General features: G+C 31.1%; 13 protein-coding genes. 10 read left to right on the top strand and 3 right to left on the bottom strand.

Annotated elements, in window-relative coordinates; translation table 11 throughout:
- The first annotated feature begins 93 nt into the window (after positions 1-93).
- The 7 genes from Q0935_RS00655 (at position 94) to Q0935_RS00625 (ending at position 6,331) form a co-directional block, all read left to right on the top strand.
- On the top strand, positions 94-1,056 hold the full coding sequence (locus Q0935_RS00655) for a D-2-hydroxyacid dehydrogenase (protein WP_299381481.1): 963 nt from the start codon (positions 94-96) through the stop codon (positions 1,054-1,056).
- A 112-nt stretch (positions 1,057-1,168) separates the two neighbouring features.
- Complete coding sequence (locus tag Q0935_RS00650) at positions 1,169-1,804, top strand: DUF937 domain-containing protein (protein WP_299248260.1); 636 nt, start codon at positions 1,169-1,171, stop codon at positions 1,802-1,804.
- 113 nt (positions 1,805-1,917) lie between these two features.
- Positions 1,918-2,355, top strand: coding sequence for a DUF6146 family protein (locus Q0935_RS00645; protein WP_299381478.1), 438 nt, complete (start codon positions 1,918-1,920; stop codon positions 2,353-2,355).
- Between the two features lie 29 nt (positions 2,356-2,384).
- Positions 2,385-2,879 carry a DUF6787 family protein gene (locus Q0935_RS00640; protein WP_299248267.1) on the top strand — a complete coding sequence of 165 codons (495 nt, stop codon included), beginning with the start codon at positions 2,385-2,387 and terminating at the stop codon, positions 2,877-2,879.
- Positions 2,880-3,224, top strand: coding sequence for a hypothetical protein (locus tag Q0935_RS00635; RefSeq protein WP_299248272.1), 345 nt, complete (start codon positions 2,880-2,882; stop codon positions 3,222-3,224).
- A gap of 123 nt (positions 3,225-3,347) precedes the next feature.
- Entirely contained in the window at positions 3,348-5,750 is a 2,403-nt protein-coding gene (locus Q0935_RS00630; protein WP_299381476.1) for a TonB-dependent receptor, read from the top strand.
- A 17-nt stretch (positions 5,751-5,767) separates the two neighbouring features.
- The gene (locus Q0935_RS00625; protein ID WP_299381473.1) at positions 5,768-6,331 is read left to right on the top strand and encodes a type 1 periplasmic binding fold superfamily protein; all 564 of its coding nucleotides are present in this window, start codon (positions 5,768-5,770) and stop codon (positions 6,329-6,331) included.
- Positions 6,332-6,486: 155 nt separating this feature from the next.
- Here Q0935_RS00625 and bcp read toward each other — a convergent pair whose 3' ends face one another.
- Positions 6,487-6,942 (bottom strand): thioredoxin-dependent thiol peroxidase, encoded by a 456-nt coding sequence (bcp, locus tag Q0935_RS00620; RefSeq protein ID WP_299381471.1) that lies wholly within the window; start codon positions 6,940-6,942, stop codon positions 6,487-6,489.
- A 72-nt stretch (positions 6,943-7,014) separates the two neighbouring features.
- Here bcp and nth point away from each other — a divergent pair, with 72 nt between their 5' ends.
- Positions 7,015-7,671, top strand: a complete 657-nt coding sequence (gene nth / locus Q0935_RS00615) for an endonuclease III (protein WP_299248285.1) — start codon at positions 7,015-7,017, stop codon at positions 7,669-7,671.
- Positions 7,672-7,741: 70 nt separating this feature from the next.
- The gene (locus Q0935_RS00610; protein ID WP_299248288.1) at positions 7,742-8,290 is read left to right on the top strand and encodes a hypothetical protein; all 549 of its coding nucleotides are present in this window, start codon (positions 7,742-7,744) and stop codon (positions 8,288-8,290) included.
- A gap of 26 nt (positions 8,291-8,316) precedes the next feature.
- On the opposite strand, the gene Q0935_RS00605 is transcribed toward Q0935_RS00610, so the two are convergent.
- Both Q0935_RS00605 and Q0935_RS00600 read right to left on the bottom strand, forming a co-directional pair.
- Positions 8,317-8,460, bottom strand: coding sequence for a hypothetical protein (locus tag Q0935_RS00605; RefSeq protein WP_299248291.1), 144 nt, complete (start codon positions 8,458-8,460; stop codon positions 8,317-8,319).
- Positions 8,461-8,518: 58 nt separating this feature from the next.
- Positions 8,519-9,103, bottom strand: a complete 585-nt coding sequence (locus Q0935_RS00600; RefSeq protein ID WP_299248293.1) for a sigma-70 family RNA polymerase sigma factor — start codon at positions 9,101-9,103, stop codon at positions 8,519-8,521.
- A gap of 231 nt (positions 9,104-9,334) precedes the next feature.
- Between Q0935_RS00600 and uvrA the strand changes: the two genes are divergently transcribed.
- Positions 9,335-12,121 carry an excinuclease ABC subunit UvrA gene (gene uvrA, locus Q0935_RS00595; protein ID WP_299381468.1) on the top strand — a complete coding sequence of 929 codons (2,787 nt, stop codon included), beginning with the start codon at positions 9,335-9,337 and terminating at the stop codon, positions 12,119-12,121.
- Positions 12,122-12,339: the final 218 nt, after the last annotated feature.

Here is a 12,339-nt window from a genome sequence, read left to right as displayed (position 1 = left end):
CAGTCTTTAATCGGCAGTCTTACTCAAACTTATTTAAATAAAATATTAATTAAAGAGATTTCCGTTTTCACGGAAATGAAAAAATAAATTTCTATGAAAGTATTAGCAAACGATGGTATTTCTCAAAGTGGAATTGACGCTTTAGAAAGTGCTGGATTCGAAGTGTCTACAACAACTGTAGCACAAGAACAATTAGCAAACTATATTAACGAAAACAAGATTAGTGTTGTTTTAGTACGTAGTGCAACAACAGTAAGAAAAGAAGTTATTGATGCTTGTCCAGATTTAAAAATTATTGGACGCGGTGGTGTTGGTATGGATAATATTGATGTAGATTATGCACGCGAACAAGGATTACACGTCATTAACACACCTGCTGCTTCTTCTCAATCTGTAGCCGAATTAGTATTCGCTCACCTTTTTACAGGTGTACGTTACTTATACGACTCTAATAGAAACATGCCATTAGATGGTGATACTCAATTTAAGAAACTTAAGAAAAACTACGCAAAAGGAGTTGAATTAAGAGGTAAAACTCTTGGTATTATTGGTTTTGGACGTATTGGTCAAGAAGTTGCTAAAATAGGTTTAGGTGTTGGTATGAAAGTTATTGCTGCCGATAAATTTATTGAAACTGCAGATGTATCTGTAGATTTTTTCGACGGACAATCGGTAAACTTTAATATTAAGACACAAGCAATAGACGATGTTTTAAAGCAATCGGATTTTGTTACGCTTCACGTACCTGCACAAAAAGACTACGTAATTGGTCAAGCACAGTTTGATATGATGAAAGATGGTTCTGCATTAATAAATGCTGCTCGTGGTGGTGTTGTTAACGAAGTCGAATTAGTAAAAGCTTTAGACAGTGGTAAAATTGCATTTGCTGGTTTAGATACTTTTCAAGATGAACCAACTCCAGCTGTACAAGTACTTATGAATCCAAAAATTTCATTAACACCTCACATTGGTGCGGCAACAAATGAAGCACAAGATCGTATAGGTGTAGAATTAGCAACACAAATAAAGAACCTGTTACTTGACGGTAAAAACTAACGTTTTAGCCGATTAATTTCAAAAAATAAAAAAATGCAAAGCCTTAATATTTATGTTAGGGCTTTTTTTATGTACCTTTTCAACACAATAATAACTTAAACAATATTAAAAAATGTCTGGAATTTTAGATTTATTAGGAAGCGATTTAGGAAAATCAATAATTAGTGGTGTTGCAGGATCAACAGGAAACGACTCATCAAAAACAAGTAGCGTACTTACAATGGCTCTACCTGTATTAATGAAAGCTATGCAGCGTAATGCCGCTACTCCAGAAGGAGCTGAAGGACTTATGGGTGCAATACAAGGAAAACACAACGGAAGTATATTAGATAATCTTGGTGGATTATTTGGTGGTGGTGTTGATGACGAAGTTAAAAATGATGGAGATAAGATTTTAAATCACGTTTTAGGTGCTAAAAAAGAAGGAGTAGAAAAAATTATAGGTGAGAAGTCTGGTTTAGATGCTAGTTCTGTTGCAAATATTTTAAAAGTAGCTGCACCAATTTTAATGGGTGTTTTAGGAAAACAAGCACAACAGCAAAACGTAAGCTCTTCTAATGGTATTGGAGATTTACTTGGTGGTTTATTAGGAGGAAACTCTGCTGATAAAGAACAAAGTTTCTTAGAGTCTATTTTAGATGCAGATGGAGACGGAAGTATTGTAGATGATGTTGCCGGAATGGTACTTGGTGGAGCAAAAAGCAAAGGTGGTCTTGGTGGACTATTAGGAGGTCTTTTTGGTAAATAATATTTCAAAAATCCTGAAATAATAAATAAAAAGAGTCAAACTAAGGTTTGGCTCTTTTTATTTAAAATACTTAACTCAATTATATAATTTGTATTTTTATAAAAATTAAACTGATGAAAAACGTATTCCTTTTATTCTCCGTTATACTTATGCTTTTTGCTTGTAACTCTTCTAAAGAAACTGCAGCTGCAAAAAACGAAGACATTGAAATTAAAAAAGGTGATACTATTAAAATTTCGAGAGACAATATTGAGTACGATGTTATTATTATTGAACCTGGTTTTGGCACATACCTCTCTTCTATTGCTAAACCAAAAGGATTCTATACACAAAACTATTTAGAAACTAGAAACATACGATATGTTCAAGAATGGAACAGACGCGTATTACAACCTAGACAATACAATACTAATTTATACGAAATGCAAATTAACTACTCTCAAGGTGTAAATTATGGCTACGATGTAAACTACAAAATGTATAACTATTTTGTTTATTTTCAAAATAGATACAAGCAAAACCTTTTAGGCACAAGAGTTCCTCAAAATTAATTTATATTTGCAGCTTCTAAAAAAAGGCAATGAAGCAATTTAAAAAACGTTGGGAGATTACAAAAAACTGGCAATTACTATTTCCTTTAATTGGGTTGTTAGGTCTCTTCTATTCTAGCTTTAAAATAGCTGGATTGTTTAGAAAGGAATCCCATATAGCATTTCAAATTGCATTTGCACTTTTAATAGCTTTCTTTCTTTTACGTTTAGTTTTGCTAATATTCAAGAAGTTAGAAAACAAATGGGTTGTTAAACAACGCTGGGAAATAATTAGAATATTTATAGTTTTTGCAATCACTGGTTCTTCCTCTTTATTGGTAGGCAGACCTTTTATTAAGTTTATAGGAATTACTAAAGAAAACTTAAATGTCTTTGTCTATTGGATTTTATATATTATCATTGGGCTTATTTTTTATCAAGTTTTACTAGTAACAATTGGTTACTTACTTGGTCAAGGTAAATTTTTCTGGGAATTTGAGAAAAAAATGTTACGCCGTTTTGGCTTAGGTAGGTATTTAGATTAAATGAAGCAAAAATTACAACATATATTATTTAAAGGCACGGCAATACTCCTTTTGCTTGTTGTTCTTTTTCCTTCTGCTGTAAAGTTTGCTCATGTTTTTGAGGATCATAAACACGAGGTTTGTAATAATCCATCAGATACTCATTTTCACGAAATTGAGGTAGACTGTGAATTTTACAAGTTTAAATTAAATAATACTTTTTCGTTCGTTTTTAACGACGTTATTATACCTATATTTCAAAATAATCATAAAAAAATTGATAATCAATATTTTTATATTAGCAGCTACGAAAGTATTGGTATTGCATTAAGAGGCCCTCCTTCTTCATTAATTATTTTCTCTTAAATTACTTTATTCTAAAGTAATTTACCAATCTTCTTTTTTATGATACACTCATAAAAAAACCATCTTAACATATAAATTAGTTAAATGCTTTTGTGCGTTTAACTAATAATACGCTTTACAATTATGCGTTTATTTTTTATAAGTTTACTTTTTATAAGTAGTCAAATTGCTATTTCACAAAATTGTGAAAACACAATTACTGGAAAAGTAATAGACCAACATGATAGCACAATTTTAATTGATGCTAAAGTTACCGTTTTAGAGACTAAGCAAATAGCTTTAACTAATTTTCAAGGTGAATTTAGCATCTCAGGTTTATGTAATCGAACATATACTATTGAAGTGTATCATGCATTCTGCGACTCTAAAACCTATACAATAGCTGTTTCTGGCGATATTGATAAAACTTTTCGTCTTGAACATCATTTAGAAGAATTAAATGAAATTATTTTAGAAGGGAAAAGTGTAGAAAAGAAATCTAACACTACTCTAGAAAATAAAATATCAAAAGAAGATATAGACAGAAATAGTGCTAAATCTCTAGGCGATGTTTTAAATAATATTTCTGGTGTTTCTTCTTTAAATACAGGAAACACAATTGTTAAGCCAATAATTAATGGTTTACACAGTAGTAGAGTTGTTGTAATGAATGATGGTTTAAGAATGGAAGATCAAGATTGGGGATCCGAACATGCTCCTAATATAGACATTAATGCAATAGACAATATTACTGTAATAAAAGGAGCAAGTGCTTTACAGTATAGCGGAAATGCTATAGGCGGTATAATTATTACTGAAAATGCTAAAACACCTGTAAAAGATAGTTTATATGGCAAAACAATTATTACTGGTGCTACCAATGGTCGTGGCGGATCTATAACATCTCAACTAACCAAAAGTTTTAAAAGTGGTTGGTATGGAAAAGTACAAGGTTCTACCAAACGCTTTGGAGATTTTAATGCACCGGATTATAACCTGAGTAATACAGGTGTTTTTGAGCATAGTTTCTCTTTGCGTGGTGGTGTAAATAAATTTAACTCTGGCATAGAAGCCTATTACTCGTTGTATAAAGTAAAAACTGGTATTTTAAGAGCTTCACATTTGGGAGGTGCACAAGACCAGGTTAGAGCTATTAATAGCCAAGAACCTTTATATATTGAAGATTTTACATACAATTTAGACGCTCCTTACCAAGATGTTACACACCATCTAGCAAGAATTAAAGCTTTTAAAAAGCTTGAGAACATTGGCACATTAAATTTTCAGTATGGCTTTCAACAAAATAATAGATTAGAGTTTGACGTAAGACGTGGAGATGACAAAGACAAAGCTTCTTTAGATTTAAAACTTAATACGCACACACTACTTTTAGATTTGGATTCTAAAATTTCTAGTACTACAAAATTAAAATTAGGTCTAACAGGACAATACCAAACTAATTTTGCAGATCCTAGTACGGGAGTTAGAAGATTAATACCTGATTACGATAAATATAACGCTGGAATTTATGCCGTTTTAGATAAGAAAATTAACAACCAACTGCTCTTTGAAATTGGAGCTAGATTTGATTATACTTATCTAGATGCATTAAAGTTTTATAGAACTTCGTTTTGGGAAAGTAGAGATTATGATACTATTTTTCAAGACATTGTAATTGATGGAGACTTTGGAAATCAAGTGTTAGCAAATCCGAAATTAAATTTCTACAATCCTTCTGCTACAGCAGGATTAACTTATCAATTTAAAGACGATTATAAATTATTATTCAATTACTCTCTAGCTTCTAGAGCACCTAATCCTTCAGAATTATTTAGTGAAGGTTTACACCATTCTGCTTCAAGAATAGAATATGGAGATTTACAATTCAATTCTGAAACTGCAAACAAAGTATCGTTAACATTACAACGAGAAAGCAATAATTTTAGTTTCTCAATAAATCCTTATGTTAATTTTATTAAAGATTTTATTGTCATTGAACCCGTAGAAATTCAGCAAACTATTAGAGGAAACTTTCAGGTTTGGGAATATAGACAAACTAATGCAAGGTTATTAGGTGTAGATGTTAATAGTGCTTTTAACTTGACAAATAATTTTCAATTTAAAAATCAATTTTCTTTAGTAAAAGGAAAAGACACTGCCCTAGACGAAGCTTTAATAAACATGCCCGCTGCGAGCACAAAAAACGCTATTATTTATAATAACAAAAAACTAAATAACCTATACTTAAAGCTAGAAAGTGAATATGTTTTTAGACAAAATGAATACCCAGATAATAACTTTGAGGTATTTGTTGCCGAAACTGAAACCACAGAAATTGTAGACATTAGCACTCCTCCTGATGCCTACCACTTACTCAGCTTTAATTCTAGTGCAGACTTTAAATTAAGTAACAAAACATCATTAACGGTAGGTTTTGATGTTTCTAATATTTTTAATACTTCCTACCGTAATTACTTAAATCGCACACGCTTTTATGCAGACGATTTAGGTAGAAATTTTTTAATAAACCTTAAAATAAATTATTAATTTTAAAATACAAAATAATGAAAAACTTTAAATTTTTAACTATCGCATTCTTATCTCTTTTTTTAACTACAGCATGTTCAAGTGATGATGATAATTCTTCTATTCCAACACCTATAAATGAAGAAGAAATAATAACTACTGTAACTGTAACATTAACACCTGAAGGTGGAGGAACAGAAATTATATTACAAAAACAAGATTTAGATGGAGATGGACCAAATGCTCCAACTGTTGATGTTTCTGGAGATTTAGTTGCCGGAACTACCTATAATGCAGTTATAGAATTACTTAATGAAACTGAGAATCCTGCTGAGAATATTACAGAAGAAGTTGAAGAAGAAAGTGATGAGCACCAATTCTTTTACACTATTGGAGGAGATCTTGATGTCACTACAACTTATACAAGTTTCGATAGCAATGGTAATCCATTAGGTACAGAATTTACATTAGAAGCTGGAGCAGCTAGTAATGGAACATTAACTTTTACATTACGTCACGAGCCTACTAAACCAAATACTGGTTTATCTGATGCTGGTGGTGAAACTGATATTGAAGCTACTTTTTCTGTAAGTATTCAATAATAGAATATTAAAAAGTAAAATAAAAAAGCTCAGAATTAATATAATTCTGAGCTTTTTTGTTAGGTAATTAAATATAATACCAGCAAATATTTTATTACTATATAAAAATGTAAAAAAAAGCACTCAATGAGTGCTTTTTTTATTAAAATTATTATTTATAATTCGAGTATTTGTGCCGCATGATCTTTAGTCTTTACTTTATCAATAACATGTGCAACTACTCCATTTTCGTCTATTAAAAAGGTTTTTCTATGGATTCCGTCATAGATTTTCCCCATAAATTTCTTTTCTCCCCAAACTCCAAAAGCTTCAATTACTTCTTTATTTTCATCTGCTAATAAAGGAAATGGAAATTTATATTTTTCCTTAAAATTAGTTTGGCGTTTTTCAGAATCGGCACTTACACCCAATATCTCGTAGCCTTTATCTTGTAGTGTTTTATAATTATCTGTTAAATTACAAGCTTCGGCTGTACAACCTGGCGTACTCGCTTTTGGGTAAAAGAATACAATTAACTTTTTTCCTCTATAGTCGCTTAAAGAAATTGCATTTCCACTTTGATCGTTAACTGTAAAATCTGGTACTTTATCTCCTTGCTTTAATGTATTCATAGTTGTAATTTTGGTTTTCATTATTATACCAATAAATTATTACTTTGGTATCTTTTATCAAAAATACGACTAATGAATAAGCAAGAAAAGGTAAATTTTGTTATAAATACGTTAAATGAACTTTATCCAGAGATACCAATTCCTTTAGATCATAAAGATCCATATACTTTATTAATAGCCGTTTTATTGTCTGCTCAATGTACAGATGTACGCGTAAACCAAATTACGCCACTACTTTTTGCTAAAGCAGATAACCCTTACGATATGATAAAAATGAGCGTAGAGGAAATAAAAGAAATAATAAGACCTTGTGGTCTATCTCCTATGAAAAGCAAAGGTATTCATGGACTCTCTCATATTCTAATAGACAAACACAACGGTGAAGTACCACAAAGTTTTGAACACTTAGAAGCTTTACCGGCAGTTGGCCACAAAACAGCTGGTGTTGTAATGTCTCAAGCTTTTGGTGTGCCTGCATTTCCTGTAGATACACACATTCACAGATTAATGTACCGATGGAATTTAACCAATGGAAAAAATGTAGTACAGACCGAAAAAGACGCTAAACGTTTGTTTCCAAAAGAAACTTGGAACGATTTACATTTACAAATTATTTGGTATGGTAGAGAATACTCACCTGCTCGAGGTTGGGATTTAGATAAAGATATTATTACAAAAACTATTGGTAGAAGTACTGTTATAAATGACTACGAAAAATCTAAAAAATAGTAGTTTTCCATATAAATAGTAACCTATACTTTATGGTCTAATAATTGATGCTTAGTAGAAAATCTAACTTATGAAAAACCAACTTCTAATCTTAGTTATTTTACTATTAACATCATCTTGCTTTCCTGTAAAGATTGCACCAAATATTGAAAACCATAAAATTACTACAGCAAAGAAATTTAAAAGGAAACTCCCAAAAGAGACCTCATTTATATTTAACGATCCAAAAGATGATGGTGAATTTTATAATTATTTAAACGCCAAATATAGCTTATACCATGTAAACGTTGGTGCCAATACACCTTTTAAAATAGATAATAAAACCTATTATTTATCTTACAGAGAGACAGAAAGAGAAACAAAAACCGTTAATTTAGCTTTAGCAGCTATAGATGCAAAAAGAGAATCTAATGGTAATTCAAGGCTTTTTGAAGATAATTATTCAAAAAGAGTCGGCAAATGGTACATTTTACTAACCGTTTACGATGATGCTTTAAAAAACTGTTTAAAGCCTGAACACCCAAGTAATAAAAAAGTAATTAATTATTTGGAAGCCCTTAGAAAAGAATACTTAAGAACCCAAAATTATCTAGAATTACAATTCAAAAAAAGATCCTGATTTATAAAAAAACAGGATCTCTCAGTCTAATTCAGAAGTGCTTCAAACTTCATTTTTTTATAATTTATAACACTTAAAGCCTTGGAGTAATTAAGAATGAAACTTATGGTTTCATCATTAGGATTCATTTTTTTTGCATTTTTAGAATTCTCAGAGTAAATTTTTGCCATGTATTTGATTTTTTGTTTCAAATAAATAACGCAACATTTATTCTAATATTGTATAAAATTAATTCGTTAAAATAATATTATGCTTTTCTATTACTTTACGCATATTAATTAATGCATAACGCATACGCCCTAATGCTGTATTTATACTTACGCCTGTTCGGTCTGAGATTTCTTTAAAACTCATATCTTGATACATACGCATTACTAAAACTTCCTTTTGGTCGTCTGGTAATTCTTCTATTAAACGTCTAACATCGCTTTCTACTTGGTCTTTAATAATTGCTTTTTCAGCATTTAAACTCGTGTCGCTTAACACAGAAAAAATACTAAAATCTCCACTATTTTGAAATTTAGGCATACGATTACTCTTTCTAAAATGGTCGATTACCAAATTATGAGCAATACGCATAACCCACGGTAAAAATTTACCTTCTTCGTTATATTTCCCTAATTTAAGCGTACGAATAACCTTAATAAAGGTGTCTTGAAAAACATCTTCAGCAATATCTCTATCGTAGACTTTAGAGTATATAAAACTGTAAATACGTTGTTTGTGTCTTTTAATTAAAACTTCTAGAGAAGATTCGTCGCCTCCAATATAACTACTAACTAGAGTAGCATCTGAGATAAGTTCTTGTCGCATAATCATTACTTTTATTGCAGAAGTTAGGGCTTCAGCTTGGTTAATTAATTTAAAAAGTAATGTTGTATTATAGGCTTGACAATTAGTTTATTAATATTGAGGTAAATATAACAACAATCATTCCAAAAAAGCAAAAATAATTTGAAAATTTAACATTTTATTGCACAATATTCTTTTTAAGAAGCTCCTTTTAAGTGTTATCTTTGTTATTCTTTTAGATTAAAAACACTTATGAACACTAAGCTTTCCGAAGTAAACCCTAAACACAATATCATTATTAAAGGTGCCAAATTGCACAATTTAAAAAATATTGATGTTGTAATTCCAAGAAATAAACTCGTTGTTATTACCGGTTTATCTGGTTCTGGAAAGTCTAGTTTAGCTTTCGACACCTTGTATGCCGAAGGTCAAAGACGTTATGTAGAGAGCCTTTCTAGTTATGCTAGACAGTTTTTAGGTCGTTTAAACAAACCTAAAGTAGATTATATAAAAGGAATTGCTCCTGCCATTGCTATAGAGCAAAAAGTGAATTCTACAAATCCACGTTCAACCGTTGGTACAACTACAGAAATTTACGATTATCTTAAATTACTGTTCGCTAGAGTTGGTAGAACTTATTCTCCTGTTTCTGGACTAGAAGTAAAAAAAGACAGCGTTACAGATGTTTTAAACTATGTAAAATCTATAGCAATAGGCGAAAAATTATTACTCCTCGCTCCTATTCATCTTGAAGATGGTCGTGAAATGAGTGACAAATTAAAAGCCTTAAACGCACAAGGTTATGCTAGAATAAAAGCCAATGGCGAAGTTTTACGGTTGGATAAAGCTGAAGGCATTACAGAAAAAACTAAAGATCTTTATTTAGTAGTTGATAGAATTGTTACTAAAGATGATGAGGATTTCTATAACAGATTAGCAGATGCGATACAGACTGCCTTTTTTGAAGGTAAGGGAGAGTGTTTTATAGAACAATTAAGTGATAATACCTCTAGACAATTTTCTAATAAATTTGAATTAGATGGCATAACTTTTTTAGAACCAAATGTACATTTATTCAGTTTTAATAATCCTTACGGTGCTTGTCCAAAGTGTGAAGGTTATGGAGATGTTATTGGTATTGATGATGATTTAGTGATCCCAAACACAGCATTATCTGTATACGAGAATGCTATTTTTCCTTGGAGAGGAGAAAGCATGAGTTGGTATCGCGATCAATTGGTTAATAATTGCCATAAATTCGATTTCCCTATACACAAACCATATTTTGAATTAGAACAAAAATACAAAGACCTAGTGTGGTCTGGCAATAAATATTTTGAAGGTTTAAACACCTTCTTTGCAGAACTAGAAAGTAAAGCGTACAAAATACAAAACCGAGTAATGTTATCGCGTTACAGAGGTAAAACGAAATGTAAATTTTGTAACGGTAAACGTTTAAGACCAGAAGCTAATTATGTAAAAATAGCAGGCGCTACTTTAACCGATTTGGTAGAAATGCCACTAGATAAACTATCAATTTTCTTTAAGGAATTAGAGCTTAATGAGCATGATAATACTATTGCAAAGCGATTATTAAAAGAAATTGAAAATCGTTTGGCTTTCCTATCTAAAGTAGGTTTAGATTATTTAACATTAAACAGAAAATCAAACACTTTATCTGGTGGAGAAAGCCAAAGAATTAACCTTGCAACTTCTTTAGGAAGTAGCCTAGTTGGTTCTATGTATATTCTCGATGAACCTAGTATTGGTTTGCACCCAAAAGATACTGAGAGACTAATTTTAGTTTTAAAAGCCTTACGCGATTTAGGAAACACTGTAATTGTTGTAGAGCATGATGAAGACATCATGAAAGAAGCCGACGAAATTATAGATATTGGACCAGAAGCTGGAACTCTTGGTGGACACGTAGTTGCCACTGGAACATTTAAAGATATTTTAGCTTCAGACTCTTTAACTGCTCAATACTTAAATGAAACACTTAAAATTGAAGTACCAAAAAAACGACGTACTTCTAAATATAGCATCGAAATAAAAGGTGCTAGAGAAAATAATTTAAAAAATATAGATGTTAGCTTTCCTCTAGGAATGTTAACAGTTATCACTGGTGTTTCTGGAAGCGGAAAGAGTACTTTGGTAAAGAAAATTTTATATCCTGCAATACAAAAACAACTTACTGGATTTGGAGATAAACCAGGACAGTTTTCAGAATTAAAAGGAAACTATAGCAATGTTAAGCATATTGAGTTTGTAGACCAAAACCCAATTGGGCGTTCTTCGCGTTCAAATCCTGTTACTTACATAAAAGCTTACGACGATATTCGTGCACTTTATAGTAAACAAAAACTAAGTGGTATTAGAAATTACGCCGCAAAGCATTTTAGTTTTAATGTAGATGGTGGACGTTGCGAAACCTGTAAAGGAGAAGGACAAGTAACAATCGAAATGCAGTTTATGGCAGATGTGCATTTAGAATGTGAAACTTGTAAAGGCAAGCGTTTTAAGAAAGAAGTACTTGAAGTCACTTTTGCTGATAAAAATATAGACGACATTTTAAACATGACTATCGACGATGCAATTGCTTTTTTTAATGATAATCATGTTACTAAAATAAAGAATAAACTACAACCTTTACAAGATGTTGGTTTAGGCTATGTAACACTTGGACAAAGCTCTTCTACTCTTTCTGGTGGAGAAGCACAACGTATAAAACTAGCTTCGTTTTTAGGCAAAGGAAATACAAAAGAGACCGCACTATTTATTTTTGACGAACCAACAACAGGTTTACATTTTCACGATATACAGAAGTTACTAAAATCCTTTAATGCATTAATTGAAAAAGGACATTCTATAATTGTAGTAGAACATAATTTAGAGCTTATAAAATGTGCCGATCATATTATCGATTTAGGACCAACAGGTGGTGAATATGGTGGGAATTTAGTCGCTTTTGGAACTCCAGAAGAAGTTGTAAAAATTAAAGCATCTGAAACAGGTAAATATTTGAAAGAAAAAATATAGTCTTTTGGATATTGAAGACATAAAAATAAAAACTTAAAGAAGTCCACTATCAAAAGGTGGTTCTAATTTTGAAACTCACGTTCTATTTAAAAAAAACAATAGTGAACTTGTTATTAAACCTACATTTGGACTCGCTTTATTTGTTGCTGTCTTTACAACATTTAGCATCTGTTTTACCGGATTTCCACTTTACAAATTAATACACAATAAAACAGGCT

Origin of the sequence: uncultured Lacinutrix sp. (genome assembly GCF_947500605.1) — a bacterium.
Taxonomy (GTDB): domain Bacteria; phylum Bacteroidota; class Bacteroidia; order Flavobacteriales; family Flavobacteriaceae; genus Lacinutrix.
The sequence above is the reverse complement of the archived record's forward strand: the minus strand, read 5'-3'. Positions and strand labels throughout refer to the sequence as shown.